Genomic DNA, 23,227 nt, shown 5'->3' with positions numbered 1-23,227 from the left:
TAGGTTTTTGGGTGTGTAGTAACTTCAATTATCCTTAGAATTCAGGGGGTGGCAATTTTTTTGCTTATAAAGCCCGCTATAAAGACATTCTATAGCCTATTTAATATAAAAGTTTTGACAATACGCTAGAATGAAAGGGAGTTATTCTATGAAAATATTTGATTTAAGCGGCCCTCTGATTACCAGTATGTGGAACTACGGGAATCCGTATAAACCATATAAAATGAACCGGATAGCTACACTTCCTGTAAATGGCTATATTGCGTCTGAACTTCAGATGACTACTCATACCGGTACACATGTAGAGTGCGGAAGGCACTGGTGGGAGGAAGGCCAATCAGTAGATCAGATAGACCTTGAAAGATTTATTGGACCAGCAAGGGTACTAAGATTACCGGAAAAAGGCAAGCCGTTATCATCCATTACTGCAGATGACCTAGAGAAGAGCGGTGGACATTTACTAGAACCAGGTGACATTTGCATTTTGTATACGGGATGGGATAAATATTGGGAAGATGCCAATTACACAACTGAAAGCCCATATTTAACGCTTGATGCTGCAGAATACTTAGTAGATAAGCAAATCCGCTTATTTGCTTCAGACTTTGCAATGTGCGGCGATCCGAGGGACGGGATTGACTTTGTCCCTTCAGGTATGGAACTTCCGGATTATATTTTATTGAAAAAGGACACTCCATATATTTTAGGGTTGACGGGAATCGATAAAATTCCTGACCGGGTAACTTTTTGTGGATTTCCTCTCCGTGTCATTGAGGGAGATGGAAGCCCAATCCGTGCAGTAGCTTGGACAAGCTAGTCATTGAAGAAGGCCACGAATAATGATAGAATGCACCTTGCGAAGATTCGGAAGGGGTGCATAGTTTTGACTAAGGATCGTATTAAAGAGGTTGCCCTTGTTCAATTTGCAGAGGCTGGATTTGAAGGGACTTCTTTATCTAATATTGCATCAGAAGTTGGTATAAAAAAACCATCAATTTATGCTCATTTCAAAGGGAAGGATGATCTTTTTTTAAGTTTATTTGAAGATGTATGTAAATATGAACTAGACTTTGTAAGTAGTTTTCTAGAAGAAAACAAAAATAACCCCTTGGAGGAATGTCTTTTTGAACTGCTCTCCAGGTACAGCATTCGATGCGTGAATGATGATAATACCAGGTTTTGGATACATCAATCATTCTTTCCACCGCCACACCTAAGAGAAATCATTATGTCCGATCTATATAAAAGCTTGGATGGTATCGAATCAAATCTAATACCTATTTTTGAAAAAGCAATTGTATCTGGTGAAATCCAAGAAATTTCACCAGATACAGCTGCTAACGGATATCTCGGAATTTTGGATAGTTTGTTTGTAGAGAGTTTATACGGGGGCCATACAAGGTCAAAGAGAATGCTTGAGTCTTCGTGGTTCATCTATTGGCGAGGATTATCAAAATAGTGAAGTGACTTTTGAGCTCTAGAATATAAATTTAGAGCTCAAAAGGCAAACATCACTATAACAAACCGAATATTCAGATTATATAGTTGCTTTAAAGTGTTCAGGGGGTGTGTGTTGTGAATCAAAACATTACTTTTAATCGAAGCCTGGGGGCTTATTTCAGTTATCTTTTTTGGACTCGCTTACATGACTCCAATGGGGTTATTCACAAGTTACGGTATAGTTGAAGAGATTACTAATGGAATGATTCCGGCTGCATATATTGTAGCTTTAATTGTCATGTCCTTTACGGTTTACGGATATGGACAGATGGTGAAAGCATATCCTGTAGCGGGATCTACTTATACTTATGCTCAAAAGTCTATTCATCCTAATGTAGGATTTATCGTTGGTTGGGCGTTTTTGTTAGACTATGCGTTTGCATCTATCATTAATAGTTTGGTAATGGGGTTATATCTTCATGCCTCTATACCTTCCGTTCCCATGTGGGTGTGGATTGTTTTATTCCTTATAGTTGTATCAACTATAAACTATTTGGGAATTAAATTGGCTACTAATATTAATACAATTATTTTCATTTTTCAAGTACTTGTGCTCGTTATTTTTGCGGGACTTTGCATAAATGGAATATTGAACGGACAAGGTACGGGTGTTTTGTTCTCCGTTACTCCTTTCTTTAATTCCGAATCGGCAATTATACCGATTATGTCCGGAGCAGCAATTTTATGTATGTCATTTTTAGGGTTTGATTCTATAACAACGCTTTCAGAGGAAACAAAGAATCCTGAAAAGACGATTCCTAAGGCGATGTTTCTGATCATTTTAATTGGAGCCGTTTTATTTATCGGTATTTCATATTTAGCACATTCAGTATTTCCGGATTTCACTCAGTTTAACGACTTGGACGTCGCCGGTTCAGAAATTGCACTTTTTATAGGTGGTAATTTATTTAGTGCTGTTTTTCTATCAGGAATGATTATAGGGGTACTCGGGACTGGAATCGCATCAGTTGCAGGTATGTCTCGTCTACTATTTGCTATGGGGCGGGATGGTGTTATTTCTAAGAAAATCTTTGGCTATGTCCATCCAAAATATAAAACGCCAACTAACAATATTATCGTAACGTGTATCATTGCTCTTTCATCTTTGTTAATTGATTTGACGACAGCGGTTTCATTAATCAACTTCGGAGCATTTGTAACTTACATTGCAGTAAACGTCTCCGTTATCTCTCACTATTATATTAGAAACAACAAGCGCACCTTTAAAGGAACAATCTTATATTTAATCATACCGTTTATCGGCGGTGGTCTTAACCTATGGATGCTTTCACGTTTAGGTGAAACATCATTGGTAATAGGGGGACTATGGTTATTAAGCGGTATCTTATATCTTGCTTGGTTAACCAGGTTATTTACAAAAAGGGCGCCGGAAATGCAGGTGGCTGACATACAAAATGGAAAGTTAGAAAATAAAAATGTTACAGCTTGATTAAGGAGGAAAAAACTCTAAGATTTAGCAGGCAATCATAGAAAACGATTTACTAGATATTTGCGGAATGTACGGGTTGCCAATCATTTTATTGGATTAGATTTTTTATGTAACCGCTTTTAAGAGAAAATAATCCCTTACATTATAGACTGAGAAAAAATGTGTATTGCTGATGAAAAATGAAGATTAGTCATGGAACAAAACGATCTGATAATCTGCAGTCATTCTTTAGCATATCTCTTCTAAGGGATAATTGGGTACTTAAAGAAAAAATTATGGCTTAAGGTTCCTTATGCATACATGAATGAGAGGAGATCTTAACTTGTTAAACTTAAAAATGTACATCAACGGTAAATGGTGCGGATCTAGCAACAAGGCTGTCCGAAATGTTATCAATCCAGCAAATGGGGAAGTGATCGCACAAGCAGCGGAAGGCACAATTGAAGACGCAAATGCTGCCATTAAAGCGGCAAGAAAGGCCTTTGACAGCGGAATATGGTCGGAACTGTCAGCGGCAGAACGGGCAAAATATCTTTATAAAATAGCCGATAAACTTGAAAGGCAATTTGAAGAACTTGTTGACATGGAAGTGATGAATAATGGGAAAACGCGGGGTGAAGCCGAGTTTGATATGGAAGATGCGGTGGCTTGCTTTCGTTATTATGCTGGATTGATTACAAAGCCAAGCGGCGAAACGTACGACGTTCCGGATCCAAATATCCAATCCATGGTTGTCCGGGAACCCGTTGGTGTAACTGGGCTTGTTGTTCCGTGGAATTTCCCTATGCTCATGAGCGTCTGGAAAATTGCCCCCGCTCTTGCGGCCGGAAACACGCTTGTATTTAAGCCTGCAGAAGTCACGCCAATCACGGCAAAAAAATTGTTTGAAATAATGGAACAGGTCGGTATACCCGCCGGTGTGGCCAACATGGTTTTAGGCGAGGGAGGAGTCATTGGACAGGCCATTGCGGAAAGCCATGAAGTAGACGCTATTTCTTTTACCGGGAGCACGCAGACCGGCAGGAAAATCATGCAGGCTGCAACGGGTAATTTGAAGAAAATTTCACTTGAATTAGGCGGGAAGTCACCAAACATCATTTTCGAAGATGTCAATTTGGAAGTTGCAGTAGACCAAGCTTTATTCGGCATCTTTTTTGGGGCTGGGCAAGTATGTTCTGCGGGAAGCCGTATTCTGGTTCAGGAAGGGATATATGACCGGTTCGTCGAGCGTTTTGTAGAACGCACCAAGAATATAAAGGTTGGTCCGGGAAATGAAGATGGTGTAGAAATGGGCGCCATTGTCAGCGAAAAGCAGATGCACAATGTATTGAACTATATCAAGATTGGCAAGGAGGAGGGAGCAGTTCTTAGGACCGGTGGCAAAAGGATCATGGATAGTGGATTAGAAAAAGGGTTCTTTATCGAGCCGACTGTTTTTACTGACGTGACTCAGGACATGCGGATTGTGCAGGAAGAAATTTTCGGGCCTGTTGTAACGATCCAAAAATTCAAAGATGAAGAAGAAGCTCTTGAATTGGCCAACGATGTAGAGTTCGGTTTGGCAGGAGGCGTGTTTACAAATGACGGTGCTCGGGCATTGCGTGTCATTAAAAGAATTCGTGCGGGGATTACATGGATCAACACTTATCATCCGACCTTCGTTGAAGCGCCATGGGGCGGTTATAAACAAAGCGGAATCGGCCGAAGCCTTGGAACTTATGGACTCGAAGAATTCCAGGAGATTAAGCAGATCAATATCAATTTGAATGTGGGACCTGTAGATTGGTTTAAATGATACACCGAAATTAGCATTAAAATATTCTCTCTGTTAAATCTTAGGGCAAAAAACCTTTAAGAAAAACCGGCTACCTTTATACTTGACTATGTCTTCCATGTTGTGAAGTTTCCTATAAACTGGGGGAATCTCTTCCAAGGTAAACCGTTAGAAGGAGCAAAAGAAAAGCAGGTATTGACCTTTGAGGGCTGGGACAAAAGCTTTTATCCGATATTGATTGCGCCGGCCCTTTTCATGGAAAACTGCAGAACTAAAACCGTGTAAACAAATGGGTTAAATATGATTTTGGATTTTGTTGAATAGCTATTAATGGTCAAAAAGCTGTATGTATATTGACATACTGAACTGAATTCATTCTTAAGGAGGAAAATGATGTATAAACCAAAGGATTCTTCAAAGTCTCCCCGGTTTACGGGTCCACGTACATTTATGAGATTAGAACAAATTAGAACGACACAAGATGTTGATTTTGTGGTATTGGGAGTTCCGTTTGATACCGCTGCATCCAATCGGACTGGCCAGCGTTACGGTCCTCAGCATATCCGCGATTTTTCGGTATTGCTGCGCCCCTATAACCCGGATTTAGATATTAATATTTTTGACTATTGCTCAGGGGTTGATTATGGCGATATCGACATTATACCAGGAAATGTTCAACAAACTTATAACAATATTGAAGCAGTTCTTGAGCCTATCCTTAATAAGGAAATCATCCCGGTATTAATGGGAGGAGATCACTCTATATCATTAGGACATTTGCGGGCATTTGCAAAGAAATATGGAAAGATAGCGTTGGTTCATTTTGATTCACACGGTGATACATGGGATCACTATTTTGGTGAGAAATACATGCATGGTACCCCTTTCAGACGTGCGGTTGAAGAGGGCTTAGTGGATGTAGAACATTCTATACAGGTAGGTATGCGCGGGCCGCTATATGGTCCTGAAGATATCGAAGATGCAAGAGATCTGGGTTATGAAGTCATTCCAATGAAAGAAGTCCGTGAAATCGGATATGCCAATGTAATGGAAAGAATCCATGCTCGCGTGGGGGATCGGCCAGTGTTTGTTACATATGATATTGATTTCCTGGACCCAGCATTTGCACCAGGTACAGGAACACCCGAAGTTGGCGGACCGACCAGTCATGAAGGTCTAGAATATGTCAGAGGATTAAAAGGTCTCGATATAAAAGGCTTTGACTTGGTTGAGGTTTTACCTGCTTATGATAGTGGACAGATTACTGCTGTTGTCGCTTCCTCTATCATTTTCGAAATGATCAGTTTGATAGCTCTCAAAAAAAAGGCCTTGCTGGTAGGAAATCTAGAAAAAGTTCAACAAACGTGATATTTCGCTTGGTTAATGAAAATAGCTTACACAGGGCTGAGCACATGTTCTTTAGGAATAAATATTTTTAGGGAGGTGAGGAATAGTCTTGGGAGTTAGAACTAATAAGCTTTTACAGTTCATCCAAAAAAAGTACAGGGGCAAAATCCTGTCTGCCAAAAATATTTTAGTGGAAACCATGAAGGACGCTTAGAGGGGGAAATGTAAAAATGGAAAAAAAATTGAGAGTTGCAATAGGTAGCTTTTGGCATGAAACGAGTAGTTTTAGCAGTGAATATACTTCATTAGAAGAATTTAAAACATGGGTTTTGGATGAGAAAGAGCAAGTGTTGGAAGGGTCAAGAGGAGTCCGTACGTGTTCAGGCAATATTGGCGGTTATGTAGATTATGTGGAAGAAAAGGGATGGGATGTTGTTCCGCTTATTGCGGCAGGAGCCATTCCATCCGGACCAATTCGGAAGGAAGCCTATGAATATATTAAAAATGTAATGATCAATAATCTGAAAGGCCAGGAGCTGGATGGGGTTCTTCTGCATTTGCACGGGGCGGCAGTCGTTGAAGGTCTTGATGATTGTGAAGGAGATTTGCTGACAGCAGTAAGAGAAGAAGTTGGAGAAGAGACTCCCGTTCTAGTGGTATTTGACCCGCACGGTAACATTTCTGATCTTTCTGTAGAAAAGGCAGATGCCATCTTTGCATACAATACACAGCCACATGAAGATTCCTATGAAAGGGAACAAGAAGCGTGCCAACTGTTAGAGCAAATTGTAAGCGGTAGGGTTAAGACCACTTGTGTAAGAATGCAGCCGCCAATTCTTTTACCTGCTCTTCGCACAGAAACAGAGAGCGGCCCTATGAAGAAACTCATGGATAGAGCTTATAAATGGGAGGAGAATGAAAACGTTATAAATGTTTCACCTTTTGCAGGGTTTTATGGTTCTGACAAGAAAGAAGCCGGCCCTTCATTTATCGTCGTAACAAATAATGATACAGAATTAGCTGAAAAAATAGCCAGGGACATGGTGGAATTCATGTGGGAAATCAAAGAGGAATTTTTTATTGAACCTACACCACTAGAAGAGGCAATAGAGAAAGCTATGAGCGAAGGCGGCTTGTGGGCATTTATTGATGAATGCGATGACCCTTGCGGCGCCGGACCAGGTGATGGAACATATATTTTGCAAGCCGTTTTGGACGCAAAAGTACCTTCCGGCGGAGTTTCTGCAATCCACGATCCTAAAGTTGTTGAAAGAGCCTACCAGGCAGGTGTTGGAGGCGTTGTTACTGGGAAGCTGGGAGCATGGAGGGATAACTTGCATGGAGAACCAGTAGATCTTAACGCGAAAGTGGTTAAGCTGACGGATGAGAAATTACCTTATGCCTATTATGGAGGCGACCCACAAGATGTTGGAAGGATAGCGGTCATTGATCAAAACGGAATCTTAATCGTTGTAACTGAGCTTAAAGCAGATACCGAAAACTTAAATGTCTTTGAAATCCTGGGCATCGATGTAAGAGATTTAAACATCATCATACTTAAAGGACTTGGACACGCTTATAAAAAAGCTTTCAAAGATTTGCCGAAAGGATATATTACACCGGAAAGCATAGGAATCACTAATCCGGATGTAAGAAAGATAGGGGAATTTAAAAATATTAGAAGGCCGGTTTACCCCCTTGATAAGAATGTTGCCTTAAGATACAAATAAATATTGCTAGTATGTAACCACTATAAAATTGCTAGATTCATAGACCTTAATGGATTGGAATGTTTTATTTTTTCGGTTGGAATGTACTCTAACCGAGGAAAAATGAGTTCATGTTTTTAAAAGATAAAAAAAACGGCTTCTGGGGCATGGTAAACATATTCTTTTCAGACATCTTAAAGTTAGATGCCTTGGGGAAAGGGGGGCAAATTAATTGGCTATTGAGCAATTGGAATCGAAAGATAAGGCAGATCTGGATTTAAAAAGAGAGCTGGGGACAAAGCCAATAGGAAAACTATTTCCTAAATACTGTATACCTGCGGTTTTGACGGGGCTTTTTTTTAGTATTCAAGTCATATTTGACGGTATATTTCTTGGGAATGGGGTTGGGGCAGATGCCTTAGCTACAATAGCGGTTCTATTTCCCTACTTCACTCTTATAACTGCCCTTTCAAATTTAATTGGTAACGGAGGAGCCTCCATTTGTGCGGTTGAGATTGGTAAAGGTAATAAGGAAAAAGCCAAACATATTTTAGGCCAGTCTATCGCATTTTCACTTGCCATAACCATAGGGATTTCAGTAATATCATTCTTATTTTTGCCGAATATACTTACTATTCTAGGGGCGAGAGGAGAAGTAATCATACTGGCCCAGGAATTTATGCAAGTATACTTAGTAACATTCCCTTTCATCACTACGGGATATACAATCTATTATTTTGCACGTGCTGATGAGCAGCCGCTGCTAGCACTATTTGTACTATTTCTCCCACCAGTCATAGCTATAATAATTGAATATTGGCTAATCTTTAAGTTAGAATTGGGAATTGTCTCCTCTGCAATTGCGGTTTCTGTTGCATTAGCACCTTCTTTTTTACTAATTCTGCATTTCCTGTTTGGCAAGACAGATTTAAGGTTAAAGCTGTCTGATTTCAGGATGAGAATGATTGATCTGATTCATATATGTAAAATTGGATTTTCTTCATGCTCCATTCAGCTAACAACTTTTATAGTAACCATTATTGTAAACAATATGTTGGTGTCTTCAGGTGCAAGTGCGTATGAAGTCGGTGCATACGGAATTATCAATGCTTATATATACTATGTACTGGGAATAGTCGGGTATAGTTTCGGTATTGGAATACAGCCAATTGTAAGCTACAATTATGGATATCGGGCATTCGACAGAGTTAAAAGTGCGCTTAAGTATGGTGCCGGATGGGGTTTTGGGATCATAACACTTATACTCGCAGGGTGCTATATATTTATAGGACCATTGACAAGTATATTTAGCGGCAGCGATATTGAATTTTACGAAGTGACGAAGGAAGTCATCATGAAATATATGTTTGGATTATCTTTAGGAACTGTTGCTTTAGTGATCTCATACTATTATCAAGGTATTGAAAAAGCAGGAAAAGCGACGGTTATAGCAATGGGAAGAAGCTTTATTTTCTTGCTTCCGCTACTCTTCATACTGTCTAAAACTATGGGGATAGATGGTATTTGGTATGCCTTTCCAATTGCAGAAATCATATCATGTATCGTTGCGGTAATCATGATTAGAAAAGATATTGCAAAACTATAGATGATTCATGAACCCCCCTTTAAATTGGCAGGTTTAAAGGGGGATTTTTATCTGATAGCTGGTTCATAAGAACTCTTTTATTTTTTTGTCTAGTGCTCTTCAAAGAGATAAGCAGAAAGCGGTCAGAATTAAAGAAGGTTTTTGTGAAATGTAGCCTTGTCAGCCCTGAAGGTTGTATCTAATAGGGTGGCATTGATCATTAACAAGATAAATTTTACTCTATTGGAAATAGAATTGGGGGAAATTCTCAAGGCATCAAATGGTAATATCGTGGTTACTGACGGTAAAAGTATTGCCTTGAGATTGTCCAAATTGTTATTAAATATACCGGAGGAAACGGCTAAAACACGCCCCTTGATAAAATATTATCTGCAGTGGCAAAATACCTAGGGGTGAGTCAACCAACGGTTGTGCGGAAGCTAAAGAAGTTTAATATTAAATGACTTCCTGCAGGAATTTTAGCAAACTATGTGCTAATCACTACTCATAGGGAGGTTAGTTGTGAATAAGAAAACTTTTATAATTGCACTTATTACAATTATCGTATGGTCTTCATCATTTGCAGGAACCCGTGCCAGTCTACTAGGGGGAATACCTTCGGACCATTTGGCTCTATTACGATTTCTTGTTGCTTCAATTGTATTTGCTTTTTATGCACTTTCTCAAAGGTCACGTTTTAAATGGCCAAAAAAAGAGGATCTTCTCCGCATTTTTATTCTGGCATTTATAGGAATAACTTTATATTATATTGCAGCAACATATGGTCAGCAAACAGTTACCGCAGGGACAACAAGTATGATTGTTGCTTCAGCACCCATATTTGCAGCCTTAATTGCTGTCTTTGTATTAAAAGAACGCATGGGATTAATTAGATGGATTGGGCTTGGAATTGGATTTATAGGAATCTTTATCATTACATTAGGAACAACAGATGCCAATTTTAAGATTTTAAGAGGTATTCCACTAGTGTTGTTGGCTACCATTGCAACGTCGATATTTTTTGTATTGCAAAAGCCGCTTTTCAAACGTTATCATCCAATTCATTTAACTGCTTATTTCACTTGGGCCGGAACATTACCAATGCTTATTTTTCTGCCTGGTTTATTTGAAAGTATTCAATCGGCTACGTTAGAAGCTAATGTAGCAGCCATCTACGTTGGTATTTTCCCATCGGCAATTTGTTATGCAGCTTGGGCAATTGCTCTATCTTCAGGAAATACTGGAACCGTAATGAGTATGTTCTATATGGAACCGCTTTTTGCAATAACTATTGCGTGGTTATGGTTAGGGGAGATACCAAGTATTCTATCTATTATCGGTGGTATTGTAGCAATATCCAGCGTTGCAATTGTCAATCTAAATGGCGAGAAACGCAGAGAATCCCCTGATGAAAAATCGCAGCTAACAGGTTAAAAGTAATCATTCTAAATTTAGTTACTTACAGTCGTTACATAAGTTATATATATTCAGAACTTACCCTCTAGGATAATCCCCAAAAAGTCAAAGTCTAAAGGAAGGCAGTACTACATGGAAAGACTTACCGAGTGTTTTAATAGTTGAACTGATTATAATCTTTTTCTTTATCGTTGGTAAGTTTTTTCAATCGAAAACCCCAAATATGTTAGCTTCACACCTTTTTTAGAGCTCTCTAACTAAAAAAATTATGCGTTTTTCCCGGAGGACCTTTAAAAAATACTTCGTGAAAATTAATATATTAGAATAAGGAACATGTTAAGCTGCTTATCCTGACGTGTTTTTTTTTATTGGAAAAGCCCTGCATATAAAGAACTAGGCGATATCCAGTTACCATAAAGATCCAAATAGTAAGGGGCAGTGGGAAGAGGAAAAGTTTGCGGAGAATTAAGTGGACGTTTTTTAAAGGAACGGGTTTATTTCTGCAGGAGAAAAAATTAACAGGTCAAACCAATTAGGAATTCAAATCACAATGATTTAGCATCCCTTTTGTGTGTCCGGCAGGGGTGGGACAGACCTGCTGCACGAAGGAGCTTTTATTGGTGATGAAGAGAGATAAAGATTGGTAATATGCACCGGTTTTTTTAAAAGAAAGGCGTGGAATGAAGCGCTAAACTTTCTTGAAGAACTTAATGATTTTATGATTAGGATACACAAGAAATATAAGTTGACATTATTAAGACAAAAGCAGAGATCATGCAGGAGCTCCGGGAAAAAGTTAATTGGTTTAAAAAAGAGAGGTACTGATTGCAGGAATATTAAAAGACCCTAATTATTAACAAACCCACTCCTTAAATAAATAGTGGGTTCTTTAGCGGTCATTACCTAAAGTAGAATCGTTACTATAGTAATTTGAAAATTAAAAAAACTAATGTGTTTTACAATCATGTTATCAGTTATACTAGTTACATAAATAGTTAACTAAGGGGGAACTTTTTTGTGGCAAAAAAAGAATCTGAAGTAACCTTAGGATCTTTAGATCCCAATGTACCTAGACCTAGATTAAGTAAACTAATAATAAAAAGTTTTCGATGTATTGGTAAATGTACCTGTTGAAATAGAATTAGATGATATTGTTGTTTTAGTAGGTTCTAATAACGCTGGGAAAAGTACGATATTAAAAGCATATGAAATAATAATGTCTCATGGTTCTAAAGCAGGAAATCTATCAATTGATGATTCCCTAATGGGGAGGGTTAAAGAGGGGTTTTATCCTGAGATAGAGCTACATACGGTTGTACATGATAACAGTCCTGGAGAGCGTTGGATAAGAATCGATGAGACAACCAAAGAAAAGTATGTAAGGGAACAATGGATATGGAAAGATATCGGAGCACCTATAAGAAGGGGGTTCGATGTAGAACAAAACACTTGGTCCGAAAATGTACCTTGGGGAGCCCCAAATGTAGCAAAATCTCAAAGACCACAACCTCACTAAGGATATTTTTTTGCCTCTTCAAAGGAATTTGCTACCAATCTTGTAAACCTGTTCAATAACGAATCCCCGATGAGATTTTAGAGGAAATACCGCTAAGAGAAGAACATACTAGAGTGCAAAATTTAATAGTGTCGGTTCTTTAGTCTCGCACATCCACTCCTACATAACCAACAAGAGCTTTTATTTCACTGAAGAAAATATTAAGAACAGACCGATCGTTTTTACCTGACAAGGGGTTAAATGTGAAGAAATCTCTCTCTTTTGATACAGTAGAAAACCGCTTTGTAAAATGGATGATGGAGCGGCTTGTGTATCAGTTGATGGATCTGAAGAAGAGAGTCATGAGGCCGAGCGGTCTCTATGATGTGCCAGTGGATGAGGTGCTTGTAGGCAGGATTGATCGTAAATTGTTTCAGTTGAAAAGCTATTTGAAGAAGCCGTTTTGGAAACGGATGGGGCCGATCAGGAAAAGCGTATTGAACATGGTCATGCAGATGAAACCCGGGTACCGTGACGCCTTTCGAATTTATTTGATCATCAATCGGGGGCTTGCTCTACAAGGTGAGCTGTTAAAAATGTCCGTCAAAGATGTTGCGACTTTGTATGAGTACTGGACTTTTCTCAAAGTGGGGCAGATTTTACGGAAGAAATATGAAGCGGTCGATCAAAGTGTCTTGCTGGTAAGGCAGGGGCAGCTGTTTGTGGATCTGGTGCAGAATCAGCGAGTAAAGCAGGTGTTCAGGCATCCCCAGACAAAGGAGAAAATTACGTTATCTTTTCAGAAAAGGACGGGAAACCTTCCGACTGTTCCACAAAAACCAGATATCATGTTAGAGATTGAGAAAAAGGGAAAGACGTACTCTTATGATTATATCTTTGATGCCAAATACAGGATCGATTTTTCCCGGGAGGACCCTGGACCGCTAGAGGAAGATATCAATACGATGCATCGTTATCGTGATGCTCATGTGGTGAAGCAGGGAGGCCCTTATGAGCGTTTCGCCTTTGGCGCCTATGTGCTGTTCCCCTGGCAGGATGAAGATAATTATGAAAAACATCCGTTTTACCAAAGTATCAATAAGGTGAATATTGGTGGCTTGCCATTTTTGCCTGGTTCTTTCAAGCTGGTTGAGCGGTTGATCGACCGGTTGGTGGAAAGCAACCCGGAGGAGCTGCAAGAAGAGGGCATCCTGCCGCAAGGATCTATCTCTTATTGGGAATCGCAGTTGGATGAGAAGGTACTGGTAGGGTCTGTGGGACATGCCAAAGATTATCAGCGATTTAAACGGGAGAGGTATTTTGAGATTCAGACCACCCGGTTAAAAGGAGACTGGCAAAAATCCACGTATCTGGCTCTGTATGTTACGCAGGAAGTCGCCAGGCAGACAGGCGCTGAGAACGGTATTCAGTTTTATGGTGAAGTGGTGGACGTAGAAATTATAAATCAATCCGAAGGGGAACCCACTGTACGTTTGTTCGTGGATCGGTGGGAGACGTTGAAGGAGACAATCTCTCCCGTAGGTTACGGCATTCAACATGTGATGCTGACGACGAAGCAGGTTTTGATGCAGGCGAAAGAATTGCCCGAGCTTTTTATGGGATCTGGCGAAGATGTCAAGCTGTGGAGAATGCTCAGAAGACTAACCACCAAGGTGCATACGAAATTGGACGAATCTTATGTGGATCGAGCACGGAAGATTCAAGCCTATCAGATTGGGCATGATGCTGTCGTGCTGGACAGGGAGGCTGGGGAAATCCAAGTGTTGCATGGGGAAGAGGTTCGACAGCGATTGCCGCTTGAGTTATTGGAGAGGCAGCCGAGTCGAGTGTTTAAGGTGATCCGTGGGGAGATTTTTAGGTGAATGAAATTAACATGTAGCATTCCGCTAAAGATTTTAACCATCTACTGAAATGGTGATGCGGAGGAGCAACCTCTAAATGGATTTTTAATATCCTAATTTTCTGATATCCATGTTAAAATAAAAGGGTATACAACTGCATTAGCAGGGTGGGCAGCGGCTACTTCCTCGCGAGGGGAGGTGACGCTGGATGGTGACTCTATACGAAGCAATAGTCTTGATGATCATGTTCTCAAGCCTAATCGTATCAGTGTTAGCCATAGTTATTTCACTAAACAAAAAGAAATAACTCTCCCTTGCTTTTGGCCGAGCAGGAGAGTTATTTCTTGCCTCAGGCCGCTGCACTTCATGCAGTGCAGTTTGTATAATCGGGGTGCCAGTGGGCGCTGGTATCCCTTTTTTCATTGTATGTTTATAACCTTATTATATTCATACCCGCTTTTCATGTAAAGTAACAATAGCAATTCTGATTAGATTGGAATTTGAGGGCTTGGATCATTATGCTTATTCAGCCTCATCTCTTTTCTTATCCATATATTCTTCTCGAATCTCAGAAAAGAATTACCGCTCTCTTTATTCTTATTTTTACATTTAAATTCAAGTCATACAGATCATTAATTCTGTCACATGCTCAAGTCTTTCTTTACACTGGAGCCTCCGTAAAGAAAATAAGAAAGAAGATGTTTTAATTGAAAAAGTCCGGGTAATCCCAAAAAACAAGAGTCAAAAGCCATTCTCCCTATCTTAAGGGCGGCCGCTTGTAAGAAAAGGTGGCCGTCCTTCTTTCATGGACATGTTTACAAAAGATTTGACCGGGTAAATTAAACCAAGGCTATTTGGACTCCGCCATAGCCTGTGCAAAGAGTGGCCCGCGTATTGGTACTACGTGAGCCGCTCGTTTTGTCTAATCGAACATTTTTTCGACATCTACTTCAAATCCCTCTATGATGTTTGACCTCACCATTCCTTGTTTTTCATTAGCGGCCAAACGATATTGATTGCTATTATCCAATGAATCAATCATGATATGATGTAAAATCGGATTGACAATCCAGTATTCTTTTATGCCGTCGGCCTGATAAAGGTTGGACTTAAATATTAAGTCGTGCGCTTGATGAGAAGGGCTGAGTATTTCGATAAAGAGATTGGGACTCCACCAACATATTTAACTTCACTATTCAAATAAAGAGGAGGGCAGATAGGAGAAACTGCTGAGCTAAAACGTTGGAACAATTAGAGATTTACTTTGGAAATTAAAAAGCTTGATAGATGATCCATTCATCTACCAAGCTAAATATTAGATAAATACCGCTCCGCCGTTGGGACTGATAAATTGCCCGCAATAGAAGTTTCCGTCTTTTGAAGCCAATAATACAGCAGTAGCCGCAATTTCCTCTACAGTTCCCAATCTTTTTAATGGAATATCTTTTTCTTTTTCAATCCACTCTTCATCCATGTCGGCTAAAATCATATCGGTCTCAACAGGACCCGGTGCAATCGTGTTGACTAAAATATCAGGGGCCAGTTCAAGGGCAAGACTTCTGGTAAAACTATTGACACCGCCTTTGGCGGCCGCATAATGTGTAAAGTTAGCCCTGCCTTTAATGGAAAGCTCGGAGGAGATATTGATTATTTTCCCTGGGTCATCTGTTTTGATGAGCGGAATCAAATATTTTGTAGTAAGAAAAACCCCACGCAGATCTATATTTATGGTGTGATCCCACTCCTCCACAGTCATGTCGACTAAGGAACTTTCTTTCCCAATCGTACCGGCATTGTTTACAAGGATATTAAATGATCCGTGTGTTTCCTTTACAACATTTGCCAGATTGATTACATCATCCTCGTTCCCTATGTTGACTTGGACAGCTTTGACACTGACACCATATGATTCTATCTCTTTTACCGTAATATCAGCCTGCTCTTTATTGGACAAATACGTGAAAACGATATCTGCCCCTTCTTTTGCAAAGGCTATGGCAATTCCTTTACCAATGCCGCGACTTCCTCCTGTAATAACCGCCACTTTATCTGTTAATTTACTCATAACTGCCTCCAACAAATATATTTTGATCTAACTCACTTTTTCATTATTATCTTCTTCATTTACGACATCCAGAGATTCATTCTTCTCTCTGACATGGGCCTCCAGTGTTGCTTGGTTAGGCGGGGAGATGAAGGAAACTACAACCAAAACGAGTCCGGAAATTACCACACTAAAGAATACCGGCTGTTGCAGCAAAGTTCGAATTAATCCGCCTTCACCCGCAAGAGGGACGCCTAAGAACAGAGTGAATAAGTATACTGCTAAACCCACGCTAATACTCGCCCATACAGCAACCCCTGAGACTCTTTTCCAGAAAGGGGGTAAAAGCAAGGGCCAAAATAATGTAACAAATATAATATCCCAGGCAAGGTAAGCAACTGTTAGTACTTCTTCAAATGAAAGTGATATGAACAATGCTACAAATCCGCAAGCTAAAATTGCGATTCTTGAAATGAATAATAGACTTTTTGGAGAGGGACTCTTATTAATAAAGTCCAAATAAATGTTTTTCGCAAATACTCCAACCGCGGCCATATAACAGGCAGCTAATGTAGACATAGCCATTCCTACCATTGCAGCCAAGAATAAGCCGGCAAATACAGGGTGCCAATAATCTAAAGGAAATATCAGCAAGAGGGATTCCGCGTTGTCTACCCCGGGATATAGGACTTTAAATGCTTCACCCACTACTCCGGGGGTCCAGCCAACAAGCAAGACAATGAGCCCTGCTATAATCATAGATTTGGAGGCGACTTTAGGACTTTTTGCCCCAGCAACTCTTTGTCCAAGATCTGCTGCAGCGAGGTTACCTAAGGCCAAGACCAAGTATAATTGCCAGAAGGTAGCTCCCCCTTTTGTAAATAAGGCGCTGACATCCCACCATTCAGGATTAAAAACATTTCCTTGGTTCGTAAATATAATAACACCAGTAACAGCCAATATCCCTAGCACTGAGATGAGGCCATTTAATATATCGGCATAAGCTAATGACCACAACCCACCCATAATCGTATACATAAGTGTTAAAATAACAAAAACCAGTGCACCTGCCCAAAAGGGAATATCAAAAATGGCTTGAACGATATAAGCGCCGCCAACTGTTAAGGCACCGGCATTAAAAAATCCAAAAGCAACAATCATAATAATCCCTGCGTAGGCACCCAGTTTTTTATCCGCAAATCTAATACCGTAATAATCGGCAATGGTCCAGCCCTTAAGTCTTCTAAGCGGCTTTACCCAAGTAAAAGCCCCAATAATCATGGCTGTTCCGAGACCTCCCATTGTTGCAAATGCTTCCCATCCACCGACAAAATAACCTGAATCTACTGCAGCAAAGTAAAATGGTGCAGCTAACAGGGCTGAGGTTAAACTCCATGTAACCAGTGGTAAAGGCAAATTCCAGCTTGCAACGATTAAGTCTTCCGCTGTATCCACCCGTTGATATCCCTTAAATCCTAAATAATATATTGCCAGCATAAAAATGATAAATATCGTAATAATCATAAAACAACTACCCCCCTCATACATTGTGTTTTTGAAAAAGTGATCGCATCATTGGCAGGTGGATCATCGGATGAACACATGAAAAAATGCCTTCATTTTAAAGTTTCCATAAATCTACGAATGATTGGTGCTCCACTTGAAGCTCTCCAGAGGACCAACTTTTTTCTATTTCATTTAACGTTGTAAACCAAACCCCTGGCTTTGAATTTATATAGACAATGAGTTTTTCCAGCATGTTTATCCGTGAACTGCGGCCGATGAGCTGAGGATGCATCGTAAGGACAAAGCTTCTTCCTTCCTCGTACAATCCGTCAAACTCGGCTTTCCAAAGCCGATAAACTTTATCTGGCTCTTCAATGGAATAGCCTAGTTGCGGTTCAGCCGAATAGGCAAACTGCTCCCAGTCATCCAAAAGCCAAGAAACAGGAATTTCCAGTAATGTTTTATTGTCCCCAGCATCAATGGTATAGGGAACATCATTCCCCATAAGGCTGGAGTCGAACTTAAAACCATGTTTTTTCAATAAAATCGGAGTGTAAGGGTTCATCTCCCATAACGGGGCCCGATAACCTTCTGGATCATAACCAGCATACTTATGAATGATTTCTTTTCCCTTCACAAGAATCTCCTCTTCTTCCTCCGGAGACAATGTATCCAATCGCTCATGAAGATATCCATGATGGCCAATTGGATGATTTCCTTCTACAATTCTTTCAACTACTGTTGGGTCCATTTCTGCTACAGCTGCTGGAAGGAAAAAGTTCGCAGTTAAATCGTATTTATTTAACAAATTCAGGATGCGATTTAAACCAGGTCCTCTTCCATAGGCACCCATGGATAATAATGACATCCGGGTCTTGTTTTTTTTGTCGAACAAAAATGCTGTCTCAGCATCTACATCGAAGCAGAGGACAACAGCCATTTTTTTATCTTTAGGCCACTTCAACTCTCACTCCCCCTTTTAAAGTTACATTTACCGGCCGTGCAATTGGTTGTTTCCAGTTTTGCTTGCTATGCGTGATACGAACTCAAAGCACATATTGGCGCCGCTCAACTTGCTATGACTTTTTACATTATTTAAAAGCGCTTACAACGTTGCCGGTATTACCTCATTTGATTAACCCCGCAAATCGTTTATTCTAGTGGAAAAAGTACATGATCCAAAACTGTAGTAGGTAAACCCGGCAGTTTTACCTCAAATAAGACTCACACCTTTCTGTAAATTTTTAACGGAAACTCCAGCCAGAATCCCTCTGGCTGGAAAATGGCGATGGATGGCTTTTATTATTTAAGTTTTTGGAGTGACTGCTCATCTTGCTGCTGTTTCTCCCTCATGTTGTACGCTATAAGTGATATGAACTCAAAGCACATATTGGCTGCGGCTAGACTTGTAACTCTCGTTGGATCTCGGTCAGGAAGGACTTCAACCACATCAAAGCCTTTTATATTTAATCCTTTGAGGGTTCTTACAAATTGCTGTGCCTCAAAAGTGCTAAATCCACCTATTTCAGGAGTACCGGTTCCTGGAGCGAAGGCCGGGTCCAGAAAATCTACATCGAACGTAACGAATATTGGATGGTTTTCCGTTCGATTTTTAATTGCTTCTCCCAACTCATTTGGCGTCATGCCTTTCAGCATTTGGGATGTAATGACTTGATAGCCCAGATCCTCTGCATCTTTAATATCTTCAGGTCCGTAAAGGCTTCCCCTCATGCCAATTTGAATAGATGTTGAAGGATCAACGACTCCTTCTTCGACTGCACGCCTGAACATTGTTCCGTGAGTATATTTCTTTCCATAATAAGAGTCCCAAGTGTCCCCGTGGGAGTCGAAATGGACGAGGCTTATTTTCCCGTATCGTTTTGCCATAGCCCTTAGGTGCGGCAGGGATACTGAATGGTCACCGCCGATTAAAACAGGAATGACATGATTGTTTAAAATAGGTTCCAGCTGTTTCTCAATCAAATGATAGGATTCTTCAATATAACCGGGATTTACAGCCAAGTCCCCGTAATCAACTCCAGAGCAATATTTGAAAATATCAATTTCCAAACCAGGATTGTACGGCCTGATTAATGAAGACATGGAACGCACAGCCTCTGGACCAAACCTTGTTCCTATACCGAAGCTTCCGCCTGTATCAAAAGGAACTCCGATCACCGCAAAATCAATATCCTCTTCTGTTTTAACATGCGGAAGTCTCATAAAAGTTTTAATCCCGCTAAAGCGTGGGTATTCTTGCGAGTTAATAGGTGCGTATTGGGTTGTCATAAACATCCTCCTCATCGTTGTCGGCTTTTCATCTATTCTTAAAGCAAGTTTTATGCCAACCGTGATAACCCATAACTGTAGGCTTTTTCTCCGGGCCGCCAGTCAACTTTGACTAGTAGATTTGATATACTTTTGTATTTTTCTGTTTGCAGTTGATTGACTAATTTGTAAGGCTTTCCCAAGGGCAATACTGTTTGGGAATTTTGCAAACATCCTTTTAATATAATCGCCTTCAACGGCTTCAATAAAATCATGTAAAGGGGTAATTTTTTCGGACTCATCATAATTCTTTTCTTTTGTATCAAATGTGATGATATCTTCATTTGAGGTAATCATCGTCCTTTCAATAAAATTTCTAAGCTCCCGTACATTTCCCGGCCAATTCTTTTCAGTTAACAGGGCAATCATTTGTGAGGAAAAATGTTTGTTGAATCGATACTTCTCATTAAATTCTCTTGTGAATTCTTCGATTAAGGGCTCTATTTCATCCTTTCGTTCACGAAGGGGAGGGATCGTAATCTTTATTACGTCCAAGCGGTAATATAGATCTTCACGAAATTTCCCTTGCTCAACCAATTTTTTTAGATCCGAGTTTGTTGCACAAATAATACGGCAGTTGATATCAATTTCTTGTGAGCCTCCCAATCGGGTGATTCGTTTGTTTTGGAGCACGGATAAGAGCTTCACTTGAAGATTGAGCGGCATCTCCCCAATCTCATCCAAAAAGAGGGTACCTGATCCTGCTTGTTCAAAGCTGCCAGCTTTGCCGCCGCGCTTCGCTCCTGTATATGCTCCTTCTTCATAGCCAAAGACTTCAGATTCAAACAAAGACTCAGGAATTGCCCCGCAATTAACTTCTACAAAAGGTTCGTTCGAACGGGAAGATTGTTTATGCAGGGAATAAGCAAGCTGGTTTTTTCCTACGCCAGATTCGCCTTCAATTAAAACGGTTACATCGAGGTCCGCCACTTTATTGGCAATATCCATTACCTGTTCCATTTTTTTATTTTTAAAATAAAGATATTTGTATTCTTTTATCTGGTTAAACTCCTCTTTATAATAGGCTAGTGTCTTAGCCACTTCTTCATTTCTTCTTTTCAACGATTCTAATTCCGTTATATCTCTTGAGTAACTATAGGTGTAAGCTAACTCCCCGTCCTTAAAATAAGGGTAAGCAGAGACTAGCACTCTCTTTCCTGTATTCGTTTCCTGAACTTTATTCATTGTTTGTCTGTGTTTTAATACCAAGGCCGATACAGAAGGATTTAAGATGCCTTTTTTTTCAAGCTCGAATACACTTTTTCCCACTAACTCGCTGGACTCCACCCCATACAACTCATAGCAAGTCGGGCTGACATCAAGGACGATCCCCTGGCCATCAGTGATAAAAATCTCGTCAAAAGAGTTCAAAATAATGTCTTTTAATAAGCCTTCTTCTAGATTAATAGAAGCCAAGACTCACACACTCCTTTTGATAGTCAAAAATGACTGAAGTAATCAATTTTGACTAAATTTTATTTATTGTAATGATATTCGAAAAAAGTGTGCTTGAAAAGCTGGATGGGATACCAGTGGGGTAAAATTTAATGTTCGATTGGATGTAATTTGTCAATTAAAGCAGGCTGGAATTCATGGAAACAGGTAATGAAGGAAAGAGAAAATAGAGGGGGAGGGGAGTGAAGATTTTTTCAAAGTATAGAAAAATGAAAAGCCCGGCACTGACCGGGCTTCCGCTTAATCCTCCCAAACCTCATTCATTAAATCATTAATCTCTTTTCTGAGTTTTTCGGTTTCATCCTTTAAGACGGTAACTTGATTGCCTTTTATTTCGACAACATCGCCAACCGCCGCTTCCTCAGGAAAAATGGTTTTCTTGAAATCTTTTGTTTCTCCATCAATTTCAACGACAACCCAATCTCCTTCATAGCGATCAATTATACCTTTCATAGGGCACCATCCTTATTTTGGTGTAAAAGAAGTGGATGCTTTATAAGTTTTTCCTTTATAGGTTGAAGTCACATTCACCTTAACAGTATAGCCTTTTGCAGCTCTTCCTATTTTAACAGGAAGCTTTGTCCCAACTTTACCTGAATAGGTAGTATTCGTACTTTTATAGTGAAAGACCGCTTTATATTTTGTGCCTTTCGGCAGCCCTTTGACGGTTAAATGAACCGTAGCATTTTGCTTGGGAGCTCTGTTATCGAGACTGGCAGAAAGCTTATATGTGCTTGGTACTGGTTTGCTGTTTGTTTTTTTAGACGTACTGAACTTAATGGTTTTGCCGTTGGATGATGCTTTTATCGTACCGTCCTTATCTGTACGATAAACCTTTGCTTTTACAGCTTTCAAACGATGTAGGGTGGCTGAAGTCGGGTGTTTGTAATTATTTTTACCCACGCTGATGACTGCGTATTTCGGTTTGGCTTTGTTTAAAAAGCTCTTAGTAGTAGCGTTGCTTGCTCCGTGATGAGAGACTTTTAATACATCCACTTTTGAGATGTGTTTTTTGGCTATCATATCATTTTCGGCTTTTTGCTCCGCATCTCCAGTAAAAAGAAAGGTATTTTGTTTATATTTGAGATGCAATACAGCACTCCAGTTATTTAAGTCGCTTTTTGAATAGCTCTTTACCGGGCCAATGAACTTGGCCGCGACCGATTTATCTTTTAACGGCAGTTTAACGCCTGCCTTAGCTGTTTTGATTGTTAACTTTTTCTTTTTTACAGCTTGTAAAAAATCTTTATAGGCTTGGGTTGTATGAGATACCTTCGGTGCATAGACATTTTTAACCTTGAAGGCTTTGATGACCTCGTCCAATCCGCCGATATGATCCGCATCTGGATGCGTGGCAATAAGATAATCAATGGTTTTGACCTTTTGACTTTTTAGGTACTTTACTACATCATGGCCTTTTGCACGATTCCCTGCATCGACAACGATGTTTTCACCATTCGGTGTTTTGATATAGATCGCATCGCCTTGGCCGACATTGATAAAATGGACATCCAAATTCTTTGAGGCAGCACTTGTGAAGCTTGCCCCGGAAAGCAAAGAAATCAATAAAACTGCAATGAGGCCAACGAACCCAAACCTTCTTTTCATAATGTTCCCCCTTGTAATAAAATCGTATTGTCAAAACTTTTATATTAAATAGGCTATAGAATGTCTTTATAGCGGGCTTTATAAGCAAAAAAATTGCCACCCCCTGAATTCTAAGGATAATTGAAGTTACTACACACCCAAAAACCTA

The 23,227-nt window shown here is 39.9% G+C and carries 19 protein-coding genes and 1 pseudogene; 12 read left to right on the top strand and 8 right to left on the bottom strand.

Annotation, left to right across the window (positions count from 1 at the left end):
* Nucleotides 1-148 precede the first annotated feature (148 nt).
* The 12 genes from ACFSCZ_RS16195 to ACFSCZ_RS16140 all read left to right on the top strand — a co-directional run bounded on the left by ACFSCZ_RS16195 (nucleotide 149) and on the right by ACFSCZ_RS16140 (nucleotide 14,445).
* Nucleotides 149-817, top strand: coding sequence for a cyclase family protein (locus ACFSCZ_RS16195; RefSeq protein WP_380775334.1), 669 nt, complete (start codon nucleotides 149-151; stop codon nucleotides 815-817).
* A 66-nt stretch (nucleotides 818-883) separates the two neighbouring features.
* Nucleotides 884-1,459 (top strand): TetR/AcrR family transcriptional regulator, encoded by a 576-nt coding sequence (locus tag ACFSCZ_RS16190; protein ID WP_380775332.1) that lies wholly within the window; start codon nucleotides 884-886, stop codon nucleotides 1,457-1,459.
* Between the two features lie 120 nt (nucleotides 1,460-1,579).
* Nucleotides 1,580-2,950, top strand: a complete 1,371-nt coding sequence (locus ACFSCZ_RS16185) for an APC family permease (RefSeq protein ID WP_380775342.1) — start codon at nucleotides 1,580-1,582, stop codon at nucleotides 2,948-2,950.
* A gap of 322 nt (nucleotides 2,951-3,272) precedes the next feature.
* Nucleotides 3,273-4,745 carry an aldehyde dehydrogenase family protein gene (locus ACFSCZ_RS16180; RefSeq protein WP_380775330.1) on the top strand — a complete coding sequence of 491 codons (1,473 nt, stop codon included), beginning with the start codon at nucleotides 3,273-3,275 and terminating at the stop codon, nucleotides 4,743-4,745.
* A 372-nt stretch (nucleotides 4,746-5,117) separates the two neighbouring features.
* The gene (gene speB, locus ACFSCZ_RS16175; protein ID WP_380775328.1) at nucleotides 5,118-6,092 is read left to right on the top strand and encodes an agmatinase; all 975 of its coding nucleotides are present in this window, start codon (nucleotides 5,118-5,120) and stop codon (nucleotides 6,090-6,092) included.
* Between the two features lie 209 nt (nucleotides 6,093-6,301).
* Nucleotides 6,302-7,801, top strand: a complete 1,500-nt coding sequence (locus ACFSCZ_RS16170; protein WP_380775326.1) for a M81 family metallopeptidase — start codon at nucleotides 6,302-6,304, stop codon at nucleotides 7,799-7,801.
* A gap of 211 nt (nucleotides 7,802-8,012) precedes the next feature.
* Entirely contained in the window at nucleotides 8,013-9,386 is a 1,374-nt protein-coding gene (locus tag ACFSCZ_RS16165; protein ID WP_380775324.1) for an MATE family efflux transporter, read from the top strand.
* Between the two features lie 374 nt (nucleotides 9,387-9,760).
* A complete protein-coding gene (locus ACFSCZ_RS16160; protein ID WP_380775340.1) occupies nucleotides 9,761-9,829 on the top strand; it encodes a hypothetical protein in 69 nt (22 codons plus the stop codon).
* A 58-nt stretch (nucleotides 9,830-9,887) separates the two neighbouring features.
* Nucleotides 9,888-10,799, top strand: coding sequence for a DMT family transporter (locus ACFSCZ_RS16155; protein WP_380775322.1), 912 nt, complete (start codon nucleotides 9,888-9,890; stop codon nucleotides 10,797-10,799).
* A gap of 1,096 nt (nucleotides 10,800-11,895) precedes the next feature.
* Nucleotides 11,896-12,297 carry an AAA family ATPase gene (locus ACFSCZ_RS16150; protein ID WP_380775320.1) on the top strand — a complete coding sequence of 134 codons (402 nt, stop codon included), beginning with the start codon at nucleotides 11,896-11,898 and terminating at the stop codon, nucleotides 12,295-12,297.
* 182 nt (nucleotides 12,298-12,479) lie between these two features.
* Entirely contained in the window at nucleotides 12,480-14,159 is a 1,680-nt protein-coding gene (locus ACFSCZ_RS16145; protein ID WP_380775339.1) for a DUF2357 domain-containing protein, read from the top strand.
* 187 nt (nucleotides 14,160-14,346) lie between these two features.
* On the top strand, nucleotides 14,347-14,445 hold the full coding sequence (locus ACFSCZ_RS16140; RefSeq protein ID WP_380775318.1) for a putative holin-like toxin: 99 nt from the start codon (nucleotides 14,347-14,349) through the stop codon (nucleotides 14,443-14,445).
* Nucleotides 14,446-15,060: 615 nt separating this feature from the next.
* On the opposite strand, the gene ACFSCZ_RS16135 is transcribed toward ACFSCZ_RS16140, so the two are convergent.
* From ACFSCZ_RS16135 to ACFSCZ_RS16100, 8 genes and pseudogenes are all read right to left on the bottom strand, one after another.
* On the bottom strand, nucleotides 15,061-15,294 hold the full coding sequence (locus ACFSCZ_RS16135) for a Uma2 family endonuclease (protein ID WP_380775336.1): 234 nt from the start codon (nucleotides 15,292-15,294) through the stop codon (nucleotides 15,061-15,063).
* Between the two features lie 159 nt (nucleotides 15,295-15,453).
* Complete coding sequence (locus ACFSCZ_RS16130; protein WP_380775316.1) at nucleotides 15,454-16,203, bottom strand: SDR family NAD(P)-dependent oxidoreductase; 750 nt, start codon at nucleotides 16,201-16,203, stop codon at nucleotides 15,454-15,456.
* 27 nt (nucleotides 16,204-16,230) lie between these two features.
* Nucleotides 16,231-17,706 carry a sodium:solute symporter family protein gene (locus ACFSCZ_RS16125; RefSeq protein WP_380775314.1) on the bottom strand — a complete coding sequence of 492 codons (1,476 nt, stop codon included), beginning with the start codon at nucleotides 17,704-17,706 and terminating at the stop codon, nucleotides 16,231-16,233.
* Between the two features lie 97 nt (nucleotides 17,707-17,803).
* On the bottom strand, nucleotides 17,804-18,652 hold the full coding sequence (locus ACFSCZ_RS16120) for a polysaccharide deacetylase family protein (protein WP_380775311.1): 849 nt from the start codon (nucleotides 18,650-18,652) through the stop codon (nucleotides 17,804-17,806).
* A 338-nt stretch (nucleotides 18,653-18,990) separates the two neighbouring features.
* Nucleotides 18,991-19,977: an agmatinase gene (gene speB, locus ACFSCZ_RS16115; RefSeq protein WP_380775309.1), complete on the bottom strand. Its 987-nt coding sequence runs from the start codon at nucleotides 19,975-19,977 to the stop codon at nucleotides 18,991-18,993.
* A 102-nt stretch (nucleotides 19,978-20,079) separates the two neighbouring features.
* Nucleotides 20,080-21,432, bottom strand: a complete 1,353-nt coding sequence (locus ACFSCZ_RS16110) for a sigma-54 interaction domain-containing protein (RefSeq protein ID WP_380775307.1) — start codon at nucleotides 21,430-21,432, stop codon at nucleotides 20,080-20,082.
* Between the two features lie 279 nt (nucleotides 21,433-21,711).
* Nucleotides 21,712-21,924, bottom strand: a complete 213-nt coding sequence (locus tag ACFSCZ_RS16105; RefSeq protein WP_380775305.1) for a DUF3006 domain-containing protein — start codon at nucleotides 21,922-21,924, stop codon at nucleotides 21,712-21,714.
* Nucleotides 21,925-22,239: 315 nt separating this feature from the next.
* Nucleotides 22,240-23,079: pseudogene (locus ACFSCZ_RS16100) on the bottom strand (ComEC/Rec2 family competence protein); the annotation flags it as partial.
* Nucleotides 23,080-23,227: the final 148 nt, after the last annotated feature.

Origin of the sequence: Siminovitchia sediminis, assembly GCF_042680885.1 — a bacterium.
GTDB lineage: Bacteria > Bacillota > Bacilli > Bacillales > Bacillaceae_C > Siminovitchia > Siminovitchia sediminis.
Note: the sequence above shows the minus strand (reverse complement) of the source record. Positions and strands in the feature narration are given on the sequence as shown.

Excerpts from the sequence above, each read along its gene's own strand:
- speB (WP_380775309.1), bottom strand. The coding sequence starts at position 19,977 with ATGACAACCCAATACGCACCTATTAACTCGCAAGAATACCCACGCTTT.
- ACFSCZ_RS16105 (WP_380775305.1), bottom strand. The coding sequence starts at position 21,924 with ATGAAAGGTATAATTGATCGCTATGAAGGAGATTGGGTTGTCGTTGAA.
- ACFSCZ_RS16130 (WP_380775316.1), bottom strand. The coding sequence starts at position 16,203 with ATGAGTAAATTAACAGATAAAGTGGCGGTTATTACAGGAGGAAGTCGC.
- ACFSCZ_RS16140 (WP_380775318.1), top strand. The coding sequence starts at position 14,347 with ATGGTGACTCTATACGAAGCAATAGTCTTGATGATCATGTTCTCAAGC.
- speB (WP_380775328.1), top strand. The coding sequence starts at position 5,118 with ATGTATAAACCAAAGGATTCTTCAAAGTCTCCCCGGTTTACGGGTCCA.
- ACFSCZ_RS16195 (WP_380775334.1), top strand. The coding sequence starts at position 149 with ATGAAAATATTTGATTTAAGCGGCCCTCTGATTACCAGTATGTGGAAC.
- ACFSCZ_RS16170 (WP_380775326.1), top strand. The coding sequence starts at position 6,302 with ATGGAAAAAAAATTGAGAGTTGCAATAGGTAGCTTTTGGCATGAAACG.
- ACFSCZ_RS16125 (WP_380775314.1), bottom strand. The coding sequence starts at position 17,706 with ATGATTATTACGATATTTATCATTTTTATGCTGGCAATATATTATTTA.